Here is a 24,101-nt window from a genome sequence, read left to right as displayed (position 1 = left end):
TTTGTAATAAAGAAATTTTTAGTATCTTTGCAGCCAATATGAGTGTTACTGAGTTTATACATCAAGATAAGGAGGCAAAGCGATTCTCATTCGAAGTGCTGCCACCGCTGAAGGGTACTGGCACAGCCAAACTGTTTGCCGATATCGACAAACTAAGAGAATTCGACCCAGCCTACATCAACATTACCACCCATCACTCGGAGTTTGTGTATCACGAACTTGAGAATGGGCAGTTTGAGCGTCGTCGCATTCGTCGCCGCCCAGGAACCATCGCCATAGCCGCAGCCATCCAGCAGCGTTACCAGATTCCCGTTCAGCCCCACGTTATCTGTAGTGGCGCCACCATCGAGGATATCGAGTACGAGCTGCTCGACCTGCAATTCTTAGGCATCAACGATTTGTTGCTGTTACGTGGCGATAAGGCCAAGGAGGACAGCCGTTTCCAGCCTACCCCTGGCGGTCATGCGCACACCACCGACTTGATGGCTCAGGTAAAACGCTTTAACGAGGGCTTTTTTGCTGATGGCACCCCCATCAAGAATCCTGGTCGTCCGTTCGACTATGGTGTGGCTTGCTACCCCGAGAAGCACGAGGAGGCACCCAACCTTGAGATGGACATGCAATACCTGAAGCAGAAGCAGGACCTGGGCGCCCAGTATGCCGTTACACAGCTGTTCTTCGACAACGAGAAGTACTATGCTTTTGTTGAGAAGGCACGCCAGATGGGCATCACCATCCCCATCATCCCCGGCATCAAACCCATGGCCAAGCTGAGTCAGCTAACAGTAGTGCCCAAGACATTCCACTGCGATATCCCTGAGCCACTGGCCAAGGAGGTAGTGAAATGTAAGACCGATGAGGATGCCAAGCAGTTAGGTATAGAGTGGACCACCCAGCAGTGCAAGGATCTGTATGCGCATGGGGTACACAACATCCACTTCTACACCGTCTCAGCTGTTGATAGTGTTGCAGAGATTGTGAAGAGATTAGTGGTTAGAGGTTAAAGACAGATGAGTTTCGACGAGGTTATAGGACAGAAAGAGGCCGAGGAGCGATTGCTGCAGCTGGTACGCGAGGAGCGATTGCCCCACGCACTGATGCTGTGCGGTCCGCAGGGCTGTGGCAAGCTGCCATTAGCCGTGGCTTTTGCCTGCTATCTGTTGGATAATGGCACACCATCTGCCAAAGCCATGCTGGCCAAACTGGAGCATCCCGACCTGCACTTCACCTACCCCACCATCAAACTGCCATCGATGGGCGCCGAGCATAAACCAGTGAGCGATGATTTTGCCAAGAACTGGCACGAGCTGGTGATGCGAGGCCTGTACTTTACGATGGAAGAGTGGATGACAGCCATGGGCGCCGAGAATCAGCAGGCCATCATTACTGCAGGCGAGAGCGACGACCTGGTACGCAAGCTCAGCCTGAAATCCAGTCAGGGTGGCTATAAAGTCAGTGTTATCTGGCTTCCGGAGCGCATGAACATAGAGTGCGCCAACAAACTGCTCAAACTGATTGAGGAGCCCCCACAGCAAACGGTATTCATCATGGTATGCGAGGAACCCGACAAGCTGTTGGAAACCATCCGCAGTCGTGTGCAGCGCATCGATGTAAAGAAAATATCCAACGAGGCCATCGAGCAGGCACTCATCGAAAAGCGTGGCATCAGTGCCGACGATGCCCACCGCATAACCCGACTGGCCAATGGCAGTTGGATAAAGGCCCTCGACGAGTTGCAGGTAGGTTCCGAGAACGAACTGTTTCTCGACATGTACGTGATGCTGATGCGCCTGGCCTACCAGCGTAAGATAAAAGACCTGCGCAAGTGGAGCGAGCAGCTGGCTGGCATGGGTCGTGAGAAGCAGAAGCGCTGGCTGACGTATTTCCTGCGTATGACCCGCGAGAACTTCATGTACAATTTCCAGAACGAGGAACTGGTATATATGATACAGCGCGAAGAGGACTTTGCCAAGAACTTTGCCCGCTTTGTGAACGAGAAGAATATCCTGCCCATCACCGATATGGCTAACCTGGCCATTCGCGATATCGGACAGAACGCCAACGGAAAGATTGTATTCTTCGACTTGGCCCTACAAATGATAGTACTGCTTTTGCAGAAGTAATAGTGAACAGTGAATAGTGATTATATATGGAAAAATCTAAAGAACATATCGTACACGTAGGTTGCGACCGCGGTTTGTGCCACCAGGCAGTGGGACGACAGGACAAGCAGCTTAACACTTACGACTGGTTGGCCGATGTGCCTGGCAACCCCTACACCACTGATTTGGTAGAGGTACAGTTCAAGCACACCCGCAAAGGCTACTACCACAACGTAAATAATCTGGACCTGAAGAAAGGCGACATCGTAGCCGTAGAGGCCAGTCCTGGTCACGACATCGGTGTGGTTACCCTCACAGGCCGCCTGGTAAAACTGCAGCTCAAGAAGGTGAACATCAAGTCGCCCGATGATATCAAACGTATCTATCGCATAGCCCGCGAGAACGACATCCAGAAATGGCGTGAGGCGCAGGCTCGCGAGCACTCTACCATGATCGAGAGTCGTAAGATAGCCAAGGGCTTGGGGCTCGACATGAAGATTGGCGACGTGGAGTACCAGGGTGATGGCAACAAGGCCATCTTCTACTATATCGCTGATGAACGTGTGGATTTCCGTCAGCTCATTAAGGACCTGGCAGTAGCCTTCCACGTACGTATCGAGATGAAGCAGATTGGTGCGCGCCAGGAGGCTGGACGTATTGGCGGAACAGGCCCTTGCGGACGTGAGCTCTGCTGTGCCACCTGGATGAAGAACTTCTCGAGTGTGAGCACCAATGCCGCCCGTTTCCAGGACATCTCGCTCAACCCACAGAAGCTGGCAGGTATGTGTGCCAAGCTGAAGTGCTGTCTGAACTACGAGGTGGATGATTACGTAGAGGCAGGCAAGCAGCTGCCTGGCAAGGATATCATCCTGCAGACCCAGGATGGCGACTACCACTTGTTTAAGAACGATATCCTGGCCGGTCTTTGCACCTACAGCACCGATAAGAACATCGCTGCCAACTGCGAAACCATTACCGCCGAGCGTGCCAAGACCATCATCGAGATGAACAAGCGTGGCGAGAAGCCCGTATCGCTCACCCACGACGAGGGTAAGAAGGCAGAGCCTAAGCCACATATCGACCTGGCAGGTGGTGATATCAGTCGTTTCGACAAGGCCAAGAAGAAGAAAAAGAAGAAGAACAAGCCCAACAACAACCGACAGCCTAACGATAAAAAGGAGGCCAAGGATGCAAAATAAGGCAATCACACTGATACTGGCGATGGCAGGCTTCCTCATGATGGTAGCCTGCGATCGTTCGGTGGTGTACAATCACTACGAGCATGTGGATAACGAGGGATGGGAGCGCACTGATACCATGCACTTCTACGTGCCCCCTATCAAACAGACTGGCACTTATCACCAGCAGCTCATGCTGCGCACCAACAATCAGCTGCCTTTCTTAGGCATCAGCGTGATTGTTGAGCAGGATATCTACCCTGTAGGTCGCAAGCTGCGTAAGCGTATCGATTGCAAGCTGGTAGAACAGAATGGCCACGTGATGGGCAGCGGCATCAGCTGTTATCAATATACGTTTGATGTCGATAGTCTGCAGCTTAACGAGGGCGACTCGCTGCACATGTACGTGATGCATTACATGAAACAAGAGAACATGAAAGGCATCAGCGATGTAGGAATCTTAATTTCTCAGTAGATTTCTTCCTGCGTCAATACGTAGGAAGATAAACAGCAGCAGGGTGAAGCCCCACAGCGACGAACCACCATAGCTGAAGAATGGCAATGGGATACCGATAACCGGCGTAAGTCCTAATACCATGCCCACATTGATAAACACATGGAACAGGAAGATACTCACCACACAATAGCCATACACACGTCCGAACCTGTGTACCTGACGTTCGGCCAGGTGTATTAGGCGCCATATCAGCGCCAGGAACAGCAGCAGTACGCCTGCTGAGCCCACAAAGCCCTCTTCCTCGCCTACAGTACAGAAGATAAAGTCGGTATCCTGTTCAGGCACATATTTCAATTTTGTTTGTGTACCATTCAAAAAGCCTTTTCCTTGCAGTCCACCCGATCCGATGGCAATCTCACTCTGGTGTACGTTATATCCCGCACCCTTCAGGTCCTCCTCCAGTCCCAACAGCACGTTAATACGCACACGCTGGTGGGGTTCCAGCACATGGTTCAGGGCATAGTCAGCCACGTTATAGAACATCAGCGAGCCTACTGCAAAGGCTGTAATCCAAAGATAGTTACGCAGGCGTGTAGCCAGGAATCGGTATAGCAAATAGCCTATCAGCACCGCACACAGCGCCATCTCTACGTAATTCAGGTCGAAGGGGATAATCAGCAAGCTGAAGACGAGTGCCACCAGGGTAGCGCCCAGTCCTATCAGCGCCATGCGTATGGTTTCGCGCTTATCGTTACAGTACACATACACCAGTCCGATTGAGAACAGCTGCACCATCAGCAGCACAGCAAATTTTCCCACCGATGTTGGCGTATATACCATCATGGTATCTGCATAGCGTATGCCCACCACAAAGTACACCACCATGGCCACACCTGTAAACAGGATACTGCCAGGCATACCCTCGCGATACAGCATCAGGAAGAACGACAGATATACCAGTGCCGAACCTGTCTCACGCTGCAGCACGATAAACAGCATAGGCACAAAGATCACACCCAGCACCAGGGCAAAATCCTTCCATTTGGCTATAGTAAAACCATAGGTATTCATCAGTTTCGCCAAAGCCAAGGCCGTAGCAAACTTAGCAAACTCAGCTGGTTGCAGTCGTATGGGTCCCAACACCAGCCACGATCGGGAGCCCTTGATACTATGCGGATTAAAGATGGTTCCGAATAGCAGTAGTAGCATGATGCCGAATATAATATAGGCAAACATATCCAGATAGCGGTCGTCGAGCATCAGGATGACGAAGCCCAACACAATCGAGGTACCAATCCACACAATCTGCATACCCGAGCGAGTGCTCAAGCTAAACAAGTCGGTCTCGCCATAGCTGTAGCTGGCACCACACACACTCACCCATCCAAAGGTCAGCAGGGCGATGTAAATGATAATCGTCCAGTAATCGAGCGAGCGAATCACTCCTTTTTCTTTTCTGTTACCTATCGCCTGCGCCATATGCTATTCTGCGTTCCTGAATACTCTTGGCCTTAGCAATGCTGGCCTCCGAGAGTTTACCTTTTAAATATTTCTCCATAATCAAACCGCCGATGGGCACACCGTAGGTGGCACCCCATCCACCGTTCTCAACATACACGGCTACAGCGATTTTCGGGTTCTCCATGGGTGCAAACCCCATAAATACCGAGTGGTCGTGTCCGCGGTTCTGGGCAGTACCCGTTTTACCGCAGGCATTAAAATCGTATTTGCCTAACTCCTTACACGTACCGCCTAATACCGATGAGCGCATACCCTGCACCACATAGTCGTAGGCCTCTTTGCTGGCCTTGGTATAATGCTTGCGGGTGTAAAGCGTATCAAGTGGCTGTCCCTGCACGTTCTTTACCACATGGGGCACCAGATAATAGCCACGATTGGCGATGGTAGCACCCAGGTTGGCAATCTGCAGTGGTGTGGCATTCACCTCACCCTGACCAATGGCGATTGAGATGATGGTGAGTCCGTTCCACGAGCCCTTGTAGGCCTTATCATAGAACATGGCATTAGGTATCAGTCCGCGTTTCTCACCAGGCAGGTCGATACCCAGACGATAACCGAATCCCATCGATACCATATAGTCGCGCCAGGTGTTCATGGCGTTCTGTACCGATCCGTATTTGCTCACATTGGTATTAATCATGTGATACAGTCCCCAGCAGAAGTAACCGTTACACGATGTACTCAGGGCAGGTACCAAAGGCAGTGGTGCCGCATGTCCGTGACAGCCCACGTGCAAGCCTTTGAAGTTAAATCCATGCGAACAGGGGTACATGGTGTGCGAGTTGATGATACCCTCGGTCATAAACGTCAGTCCCTGGGTGGTCTTGAAGGTTGAGCCTGGTGGATACTGTCCCATGATGGCACGGTTCAGCAGCGGTTTCCACACATCCTGCGACAGGGCACGATGGTTCTTACTGCGCAGTCGTCCTACCATCTGTCGTGGGTCGTACGTGGGCGATGATACCATACACAGCACCTCACCAGTAGCAGGTTCGATGGCCACGATAGCACCAATCTTACCCTCCATCAGGCGCTCGCCTAAGGCTTGCAGCTCAGCATCAATACCCAGTGTCAGGTTCTTACCAGGGATGGCACGCTGGTCGAGTGCACCATTCTGATAACGTCCCTGGATACGTCCATGGGCATCACGCAACAATATCTGTATACCTTTCTGTCCACGTAGTTCTTTCTCGTACGAACGCTCTATACCCAACTTGCCGATATAGTCGCCAGGCTGGTAGTACTCATCCTCCTCGATATCGCCAGGCGACACCTCGGCCACATCACCCAACACGTGCGCACCCATATTATAGGTATATTGGCGCACACTGCGCTTCTGAATATAAAAACCTGGGAAACGGTACATCTTTTCCTGGAACACACTAAAGTCCTTATCGCTCAGCTGACTCATAAACAGCTGCTCGGTAAAGCGCGAATAACCAGGATTCTTACTGCGGTCTTTGATGGTGGCCATGCGACGGTCGAACTCCTCCTTGGTAATACCCAAGGCTGTACAGAAGTCGAGGGTGTCCAAACGGTCCTTCATCTCGTTCATCACCACCATGATATCGTACGATGGCTGGTTATACACCAGCAGCTTACCCCTGCGATCCAAGATGGCACCTCGCGAAGGGTATTCTATTTTTTTCAGGAAAGCGTTCGAGTCGGCACTCTTCTTGTAGTCATCACTTGTAATCTGGAGCATAAACAAACGGATGATGTAGATGAACACAATCAGTGCGGCCACCCCAGCAATCACGTATTTACGGTATTCCAGATCAAAGTCTTTCTGCTTCACCGGCTTCTAACACTTTCTACGGCCAGTATCAGTACCATCGTAAGCACAAAGCTGATGACCGATCGGGCCAACCATAACAGCACATCAAAAAAGTTAAACGCCTCGAGTGCAAAGAACACCAGACAGTACAGCAGTGTCAGCAGGGCGCTTAACGTTACAAACTTAGTGGGCCCCAGCACTTTGGACGCTGCCTCCAGGTCTTCGGCCGAGTCGCGTGGTGCAACCAGTTCAATCAGGTATGTCTGTGCCAGTGCCACCAGTGTCATTGTGCTGGCAGCCAGTCCTGGCGTATTCGAGAACACATCAATCAGCAGTCCTAACAGGAAGCACGATACCAGTACCAACCACTTAGGGAAGTTACGACGGAAGGTGATGGCAAAATATACATACAACAGCGGTGTGCCCACGCCTAACAGGTGTACATGGTTCAGGATGAGTACCTGAGCCACAAACAGGGCCACAAACATCACCAGTCGGTTTATCAATTCAATCTTCATAGTGCTACTGTCGCTGTTTAAAACTGATTGAGTCGCGGGCAGCCTGCATCAGTGCTGCACGCTCGGCTATACTCTTATCACTGATTACCACCACATCGCGCAGGTTACCAAAGTCGGTACTCAGGCGCACCTTCAGCTTGTAACTCAAACCATCGCTCGAGTTATAAACCTGTTCAATCTTACCAACCTGCACACCCGATGGGAAGATACTCGAGAAGCCGCTGGTTACCATCCACTCGCCCAAGTTAAACTTGGCGTGGCGTGGCACATCCTCCACATAAGCCACCGATGGGTCGCCACCATACCAGTGCAGATAGCCAAAGTAGCCACGGTTACGAATGCTACAGCTGATACGCGACGAGGCAGCGTTCAAGGCCGAGATAACCACCGAATAGTGGTCGCTCACCAAGTAAACCACACCTACCACGCCATTACCGCATGCCACACCCATATCGGGCTCTACACCATCCTTACGTCCTTTATCGATGGTAATCAGGTTCTCAGCCTTGTGTATGGAGTTCTCAACCACCTTGGCGGGTATCAGCTGGTAATTACTCAGGAATGCCAGCTCCTCGCGCTCAGCGGCAGTCGTGTCCTTGGTGGCCTCGGCATACAGGCGTCGCAACTGGTCAAGCTGTCGCTCCTGATAGATGTTACGCAGGGTAAGCTGTTCGTTCAGCTCGGCCATGGCCATATAGCTGGTCAGCTTACTCTCCATCTCGTACACCTTGCCTGCCACGGCATTGGCACTTGTAAACCACACACTATTCTGATAACTGTTGTACTTAAACAACAGAACAACACTGACTACTTCGAGTAATACGAAAACTAGCCAGTGATGATACTTGTATAGGAAATCCAGCAGATTGCGCATCGGCCCAAACTACCTTATTGATTATCGCATCAAGAAATTAGATCTATCGATATTCTTCAGTGCAATGCCGGCACCCTTAGCAACACTGTGCAAGGGATCCTCGGGCACGTGGAATGGGATATGCATCTTGTCGGTCAAACGACGGTCCAAGCCACGCAGCAAGGCGCCACCACCTGAGAGATAGATACCATTCTTCACGATATCGGCATACAGCTCTGGGGGCGTATTCTCGAGCGCTGAGAGTACAGCGTTCTCGATCTTGGCCACAGTCTTATCCAGACAGTGAGCAATCTCCTGATAGCATACAGGCACCTCCATAGGCAGGGCTGTAATACGGTTTGGTCCGTGAACGATAAAGTCCTCAGGAGCCTCGTCACCCAGGTCGGTCAGAGCCGAACCTACGTTAATCTTAATACGCTCAGCCATACGCTCTGAAACCTTCACGTTGTGCTGACGGTACATATACTCCTGGATATCAGCTGTCAGGTCGTCACCAGCAGTACGGATCGAGTTGTTAGATACGATACCACCCAGTGAGATCACAGCAATCTCGGTAGAACCACCACCGATATCAACAATCATGTTACCCTCTGGTGCCTCTACATCGATACCAATACCGATGGCAGCAGCCATAGGCTCAAAAATCAGGTAAACATCGCGTCCGTCAGCATGCTCAGCTGAGTCGCGTACAGCACGCAGCTCTACCTCGGTAGAACCTGAAGGAACGCCAATCACCATACGCAGTGAAGGCGAGAACAGGCGACTACCTGTGTGTACCATCTTAATCAGTCCACGCATCATCTGCTCGCAAGCCGAGAAGTCGGCAATCACACCATCGCGCAGTGGACGGATAGTACGTATATTCTCATGAGTCTTCTCATACATCATCTTCGCCTCGTTACCTACAGCAATCATCTTGTCGGTACGGCGATCCAAAGCCACAACCGAAGGCTCATCTACCACAATCTTATCATCGCTGATAATGATGGTGTTGGCAGTGCCAAGGTCCATGGCAATTTCCTGTACGAAACTAAAAAATCCCATATATTAATTATTAATTATCTAATCGTTTCTTTAGTACGCTTGCCTAAGCAAGAATTATCAATTATTTTGCTGTTTTCTCAAACCAAGCATTGATAGCAGTATCGTAGTGGCTGCTTACGCCAAAGGCGCGAGTAGCAAACATACGGCGATCCTCAATATCAGTCTGTGCACCCTTCTTGTTCAGGATGTCGAGCAGCACGCTGTACTCAGCCTTGCTGGGCACGATAACCACATCCTTAAAGTTCTTGGCTCCAGCACGGATCAGTGAAATACCACCGATATCAATCTTCTCAATGATATCAGCCTCGCTGGCACCGCTGGCCACAGTCTGCTCAAATGGGTAGAGGTCAACAATCACCAGGTCAATCTCAGGAATCTCGTACTTCTTCATCTGCTCCTGATCGCCCTCATTGTCGCGACGTCCCAGAATACCTCCAAACACCTTTGGATGCAGAGTCTTTACACGTCCACCCAGGATTGATGGGTAAGTGGTAACATCCTCGACCTTCTGACACTCATAACCAAGTGATTCGATAAACTGCTGTGTTCCACCAGTCGACAGGAACTTTACGCCCTCGGCGTTCAACTTCTTCAAAAGCTCATCCAGTCCGTCCTTGTGGAAAACAGACACCAATGCGGTCTTAATCTTCTTAATTTTAGCCATTTTTTATCCTTATAACGTTATAAATATAAATTTTGGGTGCAAAGGTACAAAAAGAAAACGGATTAACCTCAATTTCTCGGCGAAATTTTCAGATTAATCCGTGTTAAAAATATGATAGGTCAATTATTTCAGCGTAAAATTGCGCACCCACTCCTTCATGGGCTCTACAGCTTCGCTGTGTTCGGGCTTGTATCTCAGCATCACGGTTACCAGACGTATGGTGCCATCTTCAAGCACCTTACCATAGTAATCCCATTCTTCGTCCGAGCCCTTCTGTATGCTGTAGTCATCTCCTACCTCAACCAGGTCGGCCCCCATGGCCAACATCAGCTGACTGGCAGGTCGATGATTGCCTGTGAGCGAGTCAACCATTACCGATATACTCATCTCGTCGGCCATCAGCACCTCTTGGTTAGGCTCCTCGGGCAGATCCTGCAGGTATAGGAACGAGGGGTAGTTAATATCGAGACCTAGTTTCTCGCTGTGATATTTCAGCAGATCCCACTGTCCCATGCGTATGGTCAAACTGTCGCTGCTGGTCAGCTCTGTACCGCCATAAGCCCTAGGCTGCCGCTGTCCGCCACAAGCACACAGCATGCCCGCCATCAAGCCAGCTATCACCCAACACCTAACACCCTTCATCAACATTAATGTTTAATGTTTAATGTTAAATGTACATCAAATCAGGTTCATGCCCAGTGCCTTGCACTGCTTGCGCATCTCCTCAGGCCAGATACTTGCCTGAATCTCACCAATATGGCCTTTATGCAGCAGCACCATACACAGACGGCTCTGTCCGATACCACCACCAATACTCAGTGGCAGCTTATCGTTCAGCAGCTGCTGGTGGAAGTAAAGCTGCTCGCGCTCCTCCTTGCCTTCCAGCTTCAACTGGCGCAGCAGACTCTCCTTATCTACACGGATACCCATGCTCGACAGCTCAAAGCTTCTACCCAGCACAGGGTACCAGATCAGGATATCACCATTCAGTCCGGCACGTCCATCCTCAGCAATGGTGCTCCAGTCGTCATAGTCTGGTGCACGTCCGTCGTGCTTCTTACCATCACTCAGTTTACCGCCGATACCAATCACAAATACAGCGCCATACTTCTCGCAGATAGCATCCTCACGCTCCTTGGGCGTCTTACCAGGATACATCTCCACCAGCTCCTCAGCATGCACAAAGTGTATCTTCTCAGGCAGGAATGGTTTGATCTGTGGATAGGTCTCACAAGTCAGATACTCTGTACGGCGGATAGCAGCGTAGATACGCTCCACGATATTCTTCAGAAATGCCAGGGTGCGATCCTCCTTACGGATTACAGCCTCCCAGTCCCACTGGTCCACGTACAGCGAGTGCAGGTTGTCCAGCTCCTCATCAGCACGGATAGCGTTCATATCGGTATAGATACCATAGCCAGGCTCAATCTTGTACTCAGCCAAGCTCAAGCGCTTCCATTTAGCCAGCGAGTGTACCACCTCGGCCTTGGCATCACCCAGATCCTTGATGGGGAAGCTCACAGGGCGCTCCACACCATTCAGGTCGTCGTTAATACCCAATCCTTTCAGCACAAACAGTGGCGCTGTTACACGTCTCAATCTCAGTTCTGTCGACAGGTTCTGCTGAAAGAACTCTTTTATCAGTTTAATACCCTGTTCCGTCTGCTTCATATCCAGCAGCGGTTCGTACATCACGGGTTTAATTACTTGTCCCATTTTAATCGTTTATGATAATTTTGCGTGCAAAGGTACACATTTTTATCAAATATGCAAGCAAAATTGAGATTATTTTTGCAAAATGACACAAATACATTGATTATTACTATCTATTTGACACCTGATACCAAAACAAATAAAGAAGCACAAAAGGGCGCGCGCCTCACGGCGCACGCCCCTTCAGATATCAAAAAATTAATGGACTGATAGATCTTTATAGAAGATAAACTTCCTACTTTTTTGCTTTTTTTCTACTATACTTTGATTAATACTAAACACCCAATCTATTTTCACGTGCAAAGGTAAGCATAAAACCGCAACTTAAAGACGAGTTTCCCGAAAATTTACATATTTTAAAAGATTTATTGACCAATATCATTAAATCGACACAATCACCACTTTTATCGTTTAAAATATTTTAAATCTACCTATAAAAAAAATCCCAACCACCCGAAAGGGCAGTTGGGACCAACATATTTAACAACTAAGAACTGATGCTTAGATACCAGCGGCAGCAATCCACTCGTAAACGCAGCTTGCTACGCCGAACAGAGCGATACCTGCAGTGCAGATGCCAAGAGCCAGCTTAGTGGCCTCGTCGCTCTGGAATGTAGGCAGAGGATTCTCTGTCTTAGTGATGTACATAGCCTTCACAATGAGCAGATAGTAGTAAAGTGATACTACGGTGTTAACCAAGGCGATGAACACTACGCCATAAGCCATAGGCTCGCCATTCTGCACACCAGCCATGAACACAAAGAACTTAGAGAACATACCTGCAAATGGAGGAATACCAGCCAACGAGAACAGAGCCAGTGTCATAAGGAAGCTCAGCTTGGGGTTGGTCTGATAGAATCCGTTGTAGGCAGCCATATCTGTGCGACCGTTATTATTCTGCTCAACCACATTAATCACAGTGAATACAGCCATGTTAGCTACGATGTAAACCAGCACATAGTAAGTCAGTGCAGCCACACCCAGCTGACCATTGCCAACCACTGCCAGCATGATATAACCGGCCTGTGAGATTGAACTGAAGGCCATGAAGCGCTTCAACTCGTTCTGACGGATGGCAAACAGGTTAGCCACGGTGATTGAGAGTACAATCACGATATACAGCATGTAATCCCAGTACTCAACCATAGGCGCGAAGGCCTTCATCAGGATGGTGCACAGTGTGATAGCGGCAGCACCCTTAGAAATTACGCTCAGGTAACCGGTAACAGGTGTAGGCGCACCCTGATAGGTATCGGCAGTCCAGAAGTGGAAAGGCACCAACGAAATCTTGAAGCCCAGACCACTGAAGAAGAATACCAGACCCATGATGCACAAGGGCGAGTTAGATACTGCAGCACAAACATCATCGAAGTACAGAGTACCTGTAGCAGCGTAGATGAACGAGATACCGAACAGCATCACACCACTCGAGAAAGTAGCTACCAGGATATACTTGGCTGCACCCTCGGCACTCTCCTTACGATGGCGATCGAAAGCCACCATACAAGCCAGGGGCACTGAAGCCATCTCCAAGCCCAGGAAGAACAGCAGGAACGAGCCTGATGACATCATCATGAACATACCCAGCAGGGTGCTCAGAATCAGCATATAGAACTCACCGGCAATGCGCTGCTGCTTGGCAGCCCACGACTCAGCCATAATCACTACGATGAATGTACCGAAGGTGAGCACCATCTTCATCACGTTAATAGCCTGAGTGGCTACATACATACCACCAAAGGCAGTAATGGTATCACCCTGGCGCATAGCGCTGAATACACCGAGACCAACAGTCATCAGCATGAAATAGGTAAGACGACCGATAGCCACATTGGGCTTTTCGCCACGCCACTCGCCAGACTTGGTCATCGCGAAATCAACCGCAAATACCAGAATCAATGCTACAACCAGAGCACACTCTGGGAACATATATATAAATTGTCCGTAATTCATATTCTTTCGTCCTCCTTCTTTACATTACACCAATTGACTCCAGGATTGTACCTGCTGCAGGCGAAATCATATCGCTTACCCAGAATGGGAACGAACCCAGACCAGCAACGCAGAAAATCAGGCAGATAACAGCCACGCGCTCATCCCATGTAGCATCGGTGAGCTCCAGGAAGTGCTTGTTCTCAACCTCGCCATACAGAATCTTACCAACCACACGCAGGATGTAAACAGCTGTTACAACAATCGACATACAAGCGATGATGGTAGCCACCATGCGGAACGAAGTGTTGGGGTCGCCGCTCAGTGGGTGAGCACCAAACGAACCTACAAAGATGGTCATCTCGGCAATGAATCCAGAGAAACCAGGCAATCCGAGGTTAGCCAAACCGGCAATCACATAACCTACAGCCAGGAAAGGCATAATCTTCATCAGTCCAGCCAGCTCGCGGATGTCACGGGTATGAGTACGACCGTAGATCATACCAATCAGTGCGAAGAACAGGGCTGTCATCAGTCCGTGTGAGAGCATCTGCAGTACAGCACCTGTCACAGCAGTCTGACTCATCATCAGCAGAGCAAACAGTACCAGTCCGCAGTGCGAAACCGAAGAGTAAGCATTGATATACTTCAGGTCGGTCTGTACACAGGCAGAGAGTGCACCGTAAACTACCGAGATAGTAGTGAGGATGAGGAAGATCCACGAGAGATCCTGAGCAGCCTCAGGGAGCAGGTACATAGCTACACGGAAGCAGCCGTAACCTCCCAGCTTCATCAGTACACCAGCGTGCAGCATTGAAACGGCTGTAGGGGCCGAAGCATGACCATCGGGGCTCCATGTGTGGAATGGGAACAATGCACCCAGCACACCGAATCCGATGAAGATGAATGGGAAGAAGATGTTCTGGATGTGACCAGGAATGCAGTGGTTAGCTGCGATTGTGGTCAACTCAAAGGTGTAGTTGCCACTGTAGATACCATTAAAGTAGTAGATACCCAGCAGTCCAAGGATCAGCAGGGCCGAGCCTCCCATCAGCATCAGGGTCAGCTTCATGGCCGAGTACTCCTTGCGACCCGAACCCCATACACCAATCAGCAGGTACATTGGAATCAGAGCCACCTCGTAGAACATAAACATAGTAAACAGGTCGGTAGAGATAAAGAAGCCATACACACCTGTAGAGAGCAGGGTGAACCACAGGAAGTACTCCTTAGTAAGTGGCTTCAACTGCCATGAGGCAAAGGTACCGGTGAACACGATGATGCTCGAAAGCAACAGCATCACCACAGAGATACCGTCAACACCAACGCTGTAAGCGATATTCAAAGGCTTGAACCAAGGCGTGCTATAGGTCAGCAGCATCTCGGCTGTATTACCTGCTGCACGCTCCTGAATAAAGTAGATGGTTAACCAAACTGAGAGGACCAACAAACACGAAGCTCCCGTTACCATCACACCACGCACCTGATTAACGTTCTTGGCCAACCAGAGACCAACCAGCATCAGGGCAGGAATTATTACGAAAATACTTAATATACTCATATCTTTAGATGCATAAAAGGATTAATGTAAGGGCCACACTACCCGTGATGAACCATACGGCATACTGGCGAACATCGCCACTCTGCCAGCTACGGATACTCTCACCAGCCTCGTTAGCTCCCCATGCCAGGAAGTTAAAGGTGCCATCCACAACGTGACGGTCGAACCAGGCAATAGGTGTAGAAACCAGACGGAAGATGATGCGATGTGTCACATACTGCCAGATTTCGTCCTGATAGAAACGCTTGTAGGCTGCGCGATGCAGCTTGGGGAAGGTAGCATACAGGCGATCGGCAATAGGCTGCTGCTCACCCTTATAGATATAGGTGGCCAGGCAGATGCTCAGAATCGCAATCACAGTAGAGGTAGCAGCAATCTGCATGTTAAAGTGGATGGTGTAGTCAGTACCAGCAGCACTTACGAAGCTACCGAACGAACCACCCCACTCTGCAAATCCTGCAATCGTGGTGTAAACACCCACACCAACGGTAATCACTGTCAGCACAATCAAGGGGATTGTCATGGTCAGTGGTGCCTCGTGTGGTGTATGATGTGCATGAGCCTCCTTGTTCTCAGTACCCCAGAAGATACCGTAGTACAGGCGGAACATGTAGAAGGCTGTCATGGCAGCGATACCTGTCATAATCCAACCTACCACCGGACTGTACTCCATGCAGGCAGTGATAATCTCATCCTTTGAGCTGAAGCCCGAGAAGAAGGGGATACCAGCGATGGCCAGACACGAAATCAGGAAGGTGATATGTGTGATAGGCATATACTTGCGCAAGCCACCCATCAGCGCCATCTCGTTGCTGTGTACAGCGTGGATGATACATCCTGCACCCAGGAACAGACAAGCCTTGAACATAGCGTGAGTAAACAGGTGGAACATACCAGCCATGTAACCCAGCTGAGCGTGGTTGTCGAGGATAGCACCATGATGTCCAGGTAGTGATACACCCAGAGCCACCATCATAAAGGCAATCTGCGAGATGGTCGAGAAGGCCAGCACACGCTTGATATCGCTCTGGGCACAAGCCACAGCAGCTGCATAGAAAGCGGTGATCACACCCACCCAAACCACAATGCTCATAGCCTGTGGGGCATACTCAATCCACAAGGGGAACATACGTGCAATCTGGAACACACCAGCTACAACCATGGTAGCAGCGTGAATCAGGGCAGATACTGGTGTAGGACCCTCCATGGCATCTGGCAACCAGATGTGCAGTGGGAACATCGCACTCTTACCGGCACCACCGATAAACATCAGTACCAGTGCAGTAGGAATGATAAAGCCACCGGCAGCTACAGCCTTCGCCAGGTTACCCTCGATGAAAGGTGTAGTACCCTGGCCCATCACAATGTCGCCAGCAAAGTTAAAGCTGAACGAATCCACGAAGTAACCGAATGTCAGGATACCTACCAGGAAGAACATATCGGCAAAACGTGTCACGATGAATGCCTTTTTAGAGGCTGCGATGGCAGGCTTCAAAGGATAGTAGAAGCCGATGAGCAGGTATGAGCTAACACCTACCAACTCCCAGAACATGTACATCTGGAAGATGTTAGTGGCCAGAACCAGACCCAGCATCGAAATCGTAAACAGCGAGAGGAAAGCGTAGTAACGCTGGAATCCCTTCTCACCATGCATATAGCCGAATGAGTAGATATGAACCATCAGTGATACAGTCGAGATCACAATCAGCATCATCACGCTGATAGGATCCAACAGGATACCGAGGTCGAAATGCAGGTTACCCAGGGGCAACCAGGTAAAGTTATACGGAACAAAGGTCTGATACACGCCATTCACACGATCCAGTCCGAAGAAGTACTGGAAAGCGGTGATATAAGAGAGTATCGTAACCATTCCCAACGAGCAGGTACCGATCAGTCCGGCCACCTTATGCTGCATCTTCATGCCAGCCAGTCCAAGAACAATGAACGACAGCAGTGGCAGAAGCATGATAAAGATTGTATATCCAAACATAATGTTTACTGTTTAATCTTTAATGTTTAATGTTAAACTATCGTTTCATATTCTGGATAGCCTCAACACTATCACTCTTGAACTTGCGATACACGTTGATGATGATAGCGATAGCCACAGCACTCTCGGCAGCAGCTACACCAATCACGAAGAGTGTCATGAACATGCCCTCCATACCGTTTGGATAAAGCAAGCGGTTGATAGCGGCAAAGTTGATATCCACGGCGTTCAGCACCAGCTCAACCGAGATGAGCATGGCAATCAGGTTGCGACGTGTAGTGAAACCATATACACCGATAAAGAACAACAGGGCACTCAGTGCGAAATAACATTCTACTGGAATCATGCTTTATCCTCCTTTCTTGCTACAACCAAGCCACCGATGATACATGCCAGCAGGAATACTGAGATGAACTCGAAAGGCAGTACATACTGATATTTACCCGAACCAACGAGAGCAGTACCAATCTCCTTCATAGGTACCTCTACGCCGGCAATCTCCTGTGTATAGAAACCAGTCTTAAGCAGAATCAATCCTACTACCACCAGTCCGGCCAGGGCGGCCAGGGCGCCAGTAATCATCTTGCTACTCTTAACTCGCTCCTCCAAACCCTGAAGTGTGCGCTTGCTTACCAACTGGATGGCAAACACATAGATCATCGTAACGCCACCGGCATATACGCTAATCTGAGCGGCTCCAAGGAAGGTGTAATCCAGCAGGAAGTAGATACCTGCCACACCAAAGAGCACAAACAACATGAATGTTGCGGCTCGCATAATCTTCGTCGTGGTCACACACATCAGTGCCGAAGCAATGATGAATACCGCGAGAATGATAAACATAACTGTATTACCCATAATGCGTTACTTGGTTTTAGTGTTAAACTTACCGACCTGCCATTCGGCACCGCCCTCAATCAGGTTAGGCAGAGAGCCACCAGCGTAAACCTCCTCGTTCAGGTGCAGCACCAGACGAGAGCGGTCGAACACAGCGTTCTCAAAGTCGTTTGTAAACTCGATGGCGTCAAAGTTGCAGGCGTTAGTACACAACTGGCAGAACATACAGTCGCCCAGGTCGTACGCATAATCGTCCAGCACCTTCTTTTTCTTTCCTGTCTCAGGATCCTCAGCCATGTGGGCAGTAATCTTGATGGTTCCGTTAGGACAGGCCTTTTCGCACAATGTGCAAGCGGTACACTTGTAGCTGCCATCCTCGTTGCGCTTAAAGGTCAAGCGACCACGGTGACGCTTTGATACGTGCAGTGTAGTCTTGCGGTTTTCGGGATACTGCTCTGTCGACTTATTGGTGAAGAAATCCTTGAAATACTCCTTCCAAGTAATCTTCATACCTGTAGCCAAAGTCTTCAGGCCGTGTCCGATTTCTCCGAAATATGTTTTGTTATCTTCCATTGCTATACCTTATTTAATATATAGGCCCAGGGCCACAACAACAGTCATAATTACCAGGTTGATAAGTCCCAGAGGCATCAAGTACTTCCACTCCAGCTTCAGGATCTGGTCGATACGCAGGCGTGGGAAAGTCCACTTCACCCACATCAGCAACCAAACCACCAGCAGGGTCTTGCCAAAGAACCATACGATACCGGGGATGTAGTTCATCACGGTATCAAAGGCATCCACACCAATGTTGATAGGAGCCCAACCACCCAGGAATACAGCCGAAGCCAATCCAGCAATGATAAACAGGTTCAGGAACTCAGCCAGATAGAAGAAACCGAAGCCCATACCCGAGTACTCAGTGTGGTGACCGGCAGTCAACTCACTCTCAGCCTCAGCCATATCAAACGGACCACGGTTAGCCTCGGCATTACCAGCAATCAGGAACACTACAAAGGCGATGATGGCAGGGATATGACCCTGGAAGATCAACCACTTAAAGGCACCTGTCTGAGCCTCAACGATACCACTCATCTGCATGGTACCTGTCAGGATCACAGCGGTAATCAGACAGAGGCAGAGCGACATCTCGTACGAGATCATCTGAACAGCAGCACGCATGGCCGAAACCACCGAGTACTTGTTGTTCGAACCCCAACCAGCCAGGAAGATACCTACCACACCAATCGATGAGATGGCAGTTACCAGGAAGATACCTACATTAAAGTCAAGCACTTGGGCACCATTGTTCCAAGGCAGGAAGCTGAAGGTTCCTACCGAAGCAATGATTACCAGCAGTGGAGCAACAGCATACAGCAGCTTATCAGCACGATCCACAAAGAAGATCTCCTTCACGAGCATCTTCAGTACATCGGCAAAAATCTGCAGGGTACCGTGGAAACCTACACGGGTAGGTCCCAGTCGGCACTGGAAATAAGCGCATACCCAGCGCTCCATCATAATCATCAGCATGGCAATCAGCGCATATCCAGCCAGGATACCAGCGCCAACCAGCACGCACTCAATCAATATCGACCAGAAATCTCCTAAGCCAAGTGTATCGCGCAGGAGAGCGTCGAACCATGTTGTAAATATAGAAAAGTCGAACATAATCTTTACTTTTTACATTATTACATTTTTACATTTCGACTATCTGTCGATATCAGGAATTACAACGTCAATGGCAGCACAGGTGGCAATCAGGTCGGCAATCTTCTGACCACGCAGCATGGGGTCGAAAGCACCTACCAGCGAGAGTCCCATTGGGCGCATCTTCATGCGGTATGGACTCTTGTCGCCACGCGAGTCGAGATAAACACCAAACTCACCAGCCACACCCTCAACCGAGTAGTACCACTGGCCCTCGGGCACCTTGATGATAGGCTTCTGCTTCACGTAGAAGTCACCCTCAGGGATATTGTCGATGAGCTGCTCGATGATATTCAAGCTCTGGTACATCTCGTTGATGTGAACCAGGTAGCGGTCCATAGAGTCGCAACCAGTCAGTGTGCACTGTTCCCACTCTACCTTGTCGTACATATCGTATGGGTGGTTCTTACGCACATCGCTCTTCCAACCCGAAGCACGTCCGGCAGGACCAGTTACTGCATACGAGATACAGTCCTCCAGGCTCATTGGTCCGCACTTCTCCAGTCGGTTGTGAGTAATCACGTTGTCACCAAACACATCCATATACTCCTTGATCATGGGTCGCAGGTACTTCACCAGTGCCTTCACGTTCTGTACAAAGTTAGGATCGATATCATCCTGCAGTCCACCTATTCTATAATAGTTCTGAATCAGGCGTCCACCGGTGGTCTCCTCCATACAGTTCAGCACATGCTCACGATCGCGCATACCATACAGGAAGGCAGTCAGAGCACCCAGGTCCTGAGCCACACACGAGGTGTACAGCAGGTGACTGTCCAAACGCTGCAACTCATCCATAATGGTACGGATGTACATAATGCGGTCGGTCAGCTCAACCTCCATGGCCTCCTCAATCACTCCTACCAATGCATGACGATGCTGCATGGCACCCAGGTAGTTCAGTCGGTCGGTCAGAGCCAGTGTCTGAGGATAGGTCATACCCTCCCACATCTTCTCGATACCACGATGAATATAACCAAAGTGAGGATAGATGCGCTTCACGGTCTCACCGTCCAGCACAGTCTGCAAACGCAGCACACCGTGGGTAGCAGGGTGCTGGGGACCGATGTTAATCACATAGTCGTCGGCCTCAAACAGTTTGTTCTGCTTGCACTGCAGCTTACCCTCCTTGTCCAGATAGTACTCCAGACCGTAGTCAGGCTCTACATCATCCTCCAGGGTGTACTTGTCGTTAAACTCCCAGTCCTTACGGAAGGGGTGACCCTTAAAGTCGGTACGCAGGAACAGGCGACGCATATCCTTATGACCCAGGAACACGATGCCGAAGAAATCGTAAACCTCACGCTCCAGCAGGTCGGCCACCTTCCATATATCTGATACAGTAGGGATATAAGGCGTGTCGTTCTGAGTCTGGGCCAGCTGCTTCACAGCACAACGCTCGTGGGTGTTGGTATTCTCAAGGATATACACACAACCCAGACCTTCTTCTCCACCAAAATCCTCACCTACGATAGTTACAAGATAGTCAAAGCCTTTCTTGCTCTTCAAGTTCAGCATCTCCGAGGCGAACTTCTCAAAGTCGAATGATAAAAATTCTAATTTCATGCCTTGTCCTCCCCGTTCTTTAATTCTTCTACAAACTCCTGTGGAACATCTGTTACCACGATAGGCTCGCGGCGATGATCACCCAGGTTGTTACGGAATGTCAACTCCTCGTTCGATACACCCAGCTCGCGCTCCTCAGCGTTCTGCTTGTGGTTAGCACCTCCAAAGAATTTCTCTACCTTCACCTTACGCTGCAGCTGCATCATACCATACATGATAGCCTCTGGACGTGGGGGACAGCCAGGGATGAACACATCCACGGGCACAATCTCCTCGATACCCTTTACCACATGGTAGCTCGATTTGAAAGGACCACCGCTGATGGCGCATCCACCAACAGCTACCACATACTTAGGCTCAGCCATCTGGTCGTACAAACGCTTCAGGGCTGGGGCCATCTTGTGGGTGATGGTACCTGCACACATAATCAGGTCGGCCTGTCGTGGTGAGTTACGTGTCACCTCGAAACCAAATCGGGCAAAGTCGTAACGCGAGCAACCGCAAGCCATAAACTCAATACCACAGCATGATGTAGCAAAGGTGAGCGACCACAGTGAGTTACTACGTCCCCAGTTAATCAACTGGTCAAGCGAACCTGTAACCACGTTTACGCCACCCTCATGCAGCTCGTCGATAATCTTCTCCAACGACTCGTTGTCGTTCCACTCCTCGTAAGGAATGCTCTTGATGTGGGGCTTTCTTACTTCCATTCGAGATCTCCTTTCCGCCAGGCATAAGCCAAGCCTAATACCAGAACTACTAAGAAGAAGCCGATGCTAAGCAGAGCCATTGCGCCGAACTCCTTCACTACCACAGCCCATGGATACAGAAACACCGTTTCCACATCGAACATGAGGAACAAGATGGCAAAGAGATAGAAACCTACCGAAACAGGCAACCATGAGCTGCCGCGGGTAGGAATACCGCTCTCATACGGCTCACCCTTGACCTTTGCGTAGGACCTTGGTCCCAACAGCTTGGCCATCACGTAAGCCGCTACCACCAATGTAATAGCCGTCACCAAGACGGTAATTAACAAAGTAAAGTTCATAAAAAGCTAACTATAATTTTATATTAATGTTTTAATCATTTTTCTCAAGTAGTTACTGGCCTATCACCTCTGTAATAGGTTCACCCACACACGCGTTTGGCTGCTGTATGTGCAGCTTCTGGCACACGGTAGGTGCTATATCGGTAATATGCACTTCGCGACTGGTGGCCCCATGCTTCACCTGCCAACCGTAGAACAGCAGGGGGATATGGGCATCGTAGGGATTCCACTCGCCATGAGTGGTGCCGATGGGCGACGAGCCCTTGCCAAATCCATACCAACCAGGCTCCAGCATAAAGATGATATCACCCGAACGGTCGTGATGATACCCCTTCAGCGCACGCTCTTTCAGCATTTCTGGCACGGGAGCTGTGGCAGCCTTCTTGAAATCAAAGGCGAAAGCAACATATGGTGTCTTCAGCAACTCCTCTACCACCACCTCGCGCACTTTCTCCTCGTCGAGCCCCTGCTCACGGATAGCCTCCTTGTCCAGCACCAGACGGTAGTCCAGACAGTCTTTGATAATATTCTTGGTCAGGTGCAGTCGCTCCTGCAAGCGCTTGGCGGCCTCTCCACTATACATCTCGTCGAACATAAACGGACCTCCGCCCAATCGGTGGTCTTCCATGAACTTAAAGTTATGCGCAGCGCCATGATCGGCAGTCAGGAACACCAAATAGTTCCCCTCGCCCACCTGTTCGTCGAAAGCCTTCAGCAGTTTGGCGATATCCTTATCCAGCTCCAGGTAAGCCTCGTCGGTATGCTCTCCACGCGTGCTGAACTCATGCCCGATCACATCTGTCTGCGAGAAGCTGATACACAGCATATCAGTCTCTTCGCCCTTACCAAGCTGTTCGCCTTTTAAAGCAGCAATGGCCATATCAGTAGTGATATGACCACACAATGGATACAGTCCGACGTTCTTACCTACCTTCTGTAGCTCTTTGTTTTTCTTCAGCTGGGCGTTATACTCCTTGGCCCATTTAGGCAGTTCCTGCATATACCAGGTACTGCTGATAAACTGTCCAGCCTTGGTATCAATCCAATAGGCAGCATTGGCACTTCGTCCGGCAGGCAGAATGGCAGCGCGGTCTTTGTAGCTTACGCCAATCACCTTCGACTTGAAGTCGGTATGCAGGCGCAACTGGTCGCCAATGGTCGTGGCCAACAGGTTGACAGGCGACGAAGCCTTCACCTTGTCCGAGCCAACGGTCTTCACGTCGTGATCCTCGCAACTCTCAATCTTCACGCCGTTCTTGTAAAAAGCGTTACCGCAGATACCATGAAAAGCAGGTGTTGTTCCCGTGTAAGCACTGGTATGTCCGATGGCAGTTACAGTGGGCAGATAATTAATCAGGCAGTTATCACACGAGTATCCTTGATTGATGAGTCGTTTCAGTCCATTCTCCTGATACTGGTTGTAATACCTGCCGAGATAATCCCAACGCATCTGATCAACTACGATTCCCACCACGAGCTTAGGGCGCTCGTTAAACTGCGTTTGTGCCTGACTGTCAACAACATAGCACAACGCCAATGCAACGAATAGTATCAATCTTTTCATAATTGGTTGCAAAGGTAAGAAAAATCCGCCAAAGTTCCA

General features: G+C 49.8%; 23 protein-coding genes. 4 read left to right on the top strand and 19 right to left on the bottom strand.

Going from position 1 to position 24,101, the window contains the following annotated elements; translation table 11 throughout:
• Positions 1-38: 38 nt before the first annotated feature.
• Genes metF through T499_RS0103595 form a run of 4 tightly spaced genes read left to right on the top strand, consistent with a single transcriptional unit; the run spans position 39 to position 3,755 of the window.
• Positions 39-1,004 (top strand): methylenetetrahydrofolate reductase [NAD(P)H], encoded by a 966-nt coding sequence (gene metF, locus T499_RS0103610; RefSeq protein ID WP_013064350.1) that lies wholly within the window; start codon positions 39-41, stop codon positions 1,002-1,004.
• 6 nt (positions 1,005-1,010) lie between these two features.
• Complete coding sequence (locus T499_RS0103605) at positions 1,011-2,123, top strand: DNA polymerase III subunit (protein WP_033149768.1); 1,113 nt, start codon at positions 1,011-1,013, stop codon at positions 2,121-2,123.
• A 26-nt stretch (positions 2,124-2,149) separates the two neighbouring features.
• Positions 2,150-3,301 (top strand): PSP1 domain-containing protein, encoded by a 1,152-nt coding sequence (locus tag T499_RS0103600; protein WP_033149767.1) that lies wholly within the window; start codon positions 2,150-2,152, stop codon positions 3,299-3,301.
• A complete protein-coding gene (locus T499_RS0103595; protein ID WP_073043807.1) occupies positions 3,291-3,755 on the top strand; it encodes a gliding motility lipoprotein GldH in 465 nt (154 codons plus the stop codon). The genes T499_RS0103600 and T499_RS0103595 overlap by 11 nt, the downstream gene beginning before the upstream one ends.
• Here the strand turns inward: T499_RS0103595 and rodA are convergent.
• The 19 genes from rodA to T499_RS0103500 form a co-directional block, all read right to left on the bottom strand.
• A complete protein-coding gene (gene rodA, locus T499_RS0103590; protein ID WP_033149766.1) occupies positions 3,741-5,216 on the bottom strand; it encodes a rod shape-determining protein RodA in 1,476 nt (491 codons plus the stop codon). The two genes, T499_RS0103595 and rodA, sit on opposite strands and share 15 nt — an antisense overlap.
• Positions 5,197-7,056, bottom strand: a complete 1,860-nt coding sequence (gene mrdA, locus T499_RS0103585; protein ID WP_013065289.1) for a penicillin-binding protein 2 — start codon at positions 7,054-7,056, stop codon at positions 5,197-5,199. Before mrdA ends, rodA begins: the two co-directional genes overlap by 20 nt.
• Complete coding sequence (gene mreD / locus T499_RS0103580) at positions 7,053-7,553, bottom strand: rod shape-determining protein MreD (RefSeq protein ID WP_033149765.1); 501 nt, start codon at positions 7,551-7,553, stop codon at positions 7,053-7,055. Before mreD ends, mrdA begins: the two co-directional genes overlap by 4 nt.
• A 4-nt stretch (positions 7,554-7,557) precedes the next feature.
• A complete protein-coding gene (gene mreC, locus T499_RS0103575) occupies positions 7,558-8,427 on the bottom strand; it encodes a rod shape-determining protein MreC (RefSeq protein ID WP_013064278.1) in 870 nt (289 codons plus the stop codon).
• A 21-nt stretch (positions 8,428-8,448) separates the two neighbouring features.
• Complete coding sequence (locus tag T499_RS0103570) at positions 8,449-9,471, bottom strand: rod shape-determining protein (protein WP_033149764.1); 1,023 nt, start codon at positions 9,469-9,471, stop codon at positions 8,449-8,451.
• A 61-nt stretch (positions 9,472-9,532) separates the two neighbouring features.
• Complete coding sequence (locus tag T499_RS0103565) at positions 9,533-10,135, bottom strand: IMP cyclohydrolase (protein WP_033149763.1); 603 nt, start codon at positions 10,133-10,135, stop codon at positions 9,533-9,535.
• 123 nt (positions 10,136-10,258) lie between these two features.
• Positions 10,259-10,777 (bottom strand): hypothetical protein, encoded by a 519-nt coding sequence (locus tag T499_RS0103560; protein ID WP_157054497.1) that lies wholly within the window; start codon positions 10,775-10,777, stop codon positions 10,259-10,261.
• A 36-nt stretch (positions 10,778-10,813) separates the two neighbouring features.
• Positions 10,814-11,851, bottom strand: coding sequence for an aspartate--ammonia ligase (asnA, locus tag T499_RS0103555; RefSeq protein WP_033149761.1), 1,038 nt, complete (start codon positions 11,849-11,851; stop codon positions 10,814-10,816).
• A gap of 498 nt (positions 11,852-12,349) precedes the next feature.
• Positions 12,350-13,801 carry an NADH-quinone oxidoreductase subunit N gene (locus tag T499_RS0103550; RefSeq protein WP_033149760.1) on the bottom strand — a complete coding sequence of 484 codons (1,452 nt, stop codon included), beginning with the start codon at positions 13,799-13,801 and terminating at the stop codon, positions 12,350-12,352.
• 19 nt (positions 13,802-13,820) lie between these two features.
• Positions 13,821-15,341 (bottom strand): complex I subunit 4 family protein, encoded by a 1,521-nt coding sequence (locus T499_RS0103545; RefSeq protein ID WP_052173349.1) that lies wholly within the window; start codon positions 15,339-15,341, stop codon positions 13,821-13,823.
• Between the two features lie 4 nt (positions 15,342-15,345).
• Positions 15,346-17,334, bottom strand: a complete 1,989-nt coding sequence (nuoL, locus tag T499_RS0103540) for an NADH-quinone oxidoreductase subunit L (protein WP_033149758.1) — start codon at positions 17,332-17,334, stop codon at positions 15,346-15,348.
• Between the two features lie 37 nt (positions 17,335-17,371).
• Positions 17,372-17,680 carry an NADH-quinone oxidoreductase subunit NuoK gene (gene nuoK, locus T499_RS0103535; protein WP_013065623.1) on the bottom strand — a complete coding sequence of 103 codons (309 nt, stop codon included), beginning with the start codon at positions 17,678-17,680 and terminating at the stop codon, positions 17,372-17,374.
• Positions 17,677-18,192, bottom strand: a complete 516-nt coding sequence (locus T499_RS0103530; RefSeq protein WP_013065044.1) for an NADH-quinone oxidoreductase subunit J family protein — start codon at positions 18,190-18,192, stop codon at positions 17,677-17,679. The genes nuoK and T499_RS0103530 overlap by 4 nt, the downstream gene beginning before the upstream one ends.
• Positions 18,193-18,198: 6 nt before the next feature.
• The gene (locus T499_RS0103525; protein WP_013064037.1) at positions 18,199-18,744 is read right to left on the bottom strand and encodes a 4Fe-4S dicluster domain-containing protein; all 546 of its coding nucleotides are present in this window, start codon (positions 18,742-18,744) and stop codon (positions 18,199-18,201) included.
• A gap of 9 nt (positions 18,745-18,753) precedes the next feature.
• Positions 18,754-19,842, bottom strand: a complete 1,089-nt coding sequence (gene nuoH / locus T499_RS0103520) for an NADH-quinone oxidoreductase subunit NuoH (protein ID WP_013064661.1) — start codon at positions 19,840-19,842, stop codon at positions 18,754-18,756.
• Positions 19,843-19,881: 39 nt separating this feature from the next.
• The gene (locus tag T499_RS0103515) at positions 19,882-21,447 is read right to left on the bottom strand and encodes an NADH-quinone oxidoreductase subunit D-related protein (RefSeq protein WP_033149757.1); all 1,566 of its coding nucleotides are present in this window, start codon (positions 21,445-21,447) and stop codon (positions 19,882-19,884) included.
• A complete protein-coding gene (locus T499_RS0103510; protein WP_028911757.1) occupies positions 21,444-22,157 on the bottom strand; it encodes an NADH-quinone oxidoreductase subunit B in 714 nt (237 codons plus the stop codon). The genes T499_RS0103515 and T499_RS0103510 overlap by 4 nt, the downstream gene beginning before the upstream one ends.
• Positions 22,148-22,498, bottom strand: coding sequence for an NADH-quinone oxidoreductase subunit A (locus tag T499_RS0103505; RefSeq protein ID WP_028908178.1), 351 nt, complete (start codon positions 22,496-22,498; stop codon positions 22,148-22,150). Before T499_RS0103505 ends, T499_RS0103510 begins: the two co-directional genes overlap by 10 nt.
• A gap of 52 nt (positions 22,499-22,550) precedes the next feature.
• Positions 22,551-24,062 (bottom strand): alkaline phosphatase family protein, encoded by a 1,512-nt coding sequence (locus T499_RS0103500; RefSeq protein ID WP_033149756.1) that lies wholly within the window; start codon positions 24,060-24,062, stop codon positions 22,551-22,553.
• Positions 24,063-24,101 lie beyond the last annotated feature (39 nt).

Origin of the sequence: Prevotella sp. RM4 (assembly GCF_000701965.1) — a bacterium.
Classification (GTDB): Bacteria; Bacteroidota; Bacteroidia; order Bacteroidales; family Bacteroidaceae; genus Prevotella; species Prevotella ruminicola.
Note: the sequence above shows the minus strand (reverse complement) of the source record. Positions and strands in the feature narration are given on the sequence as shown.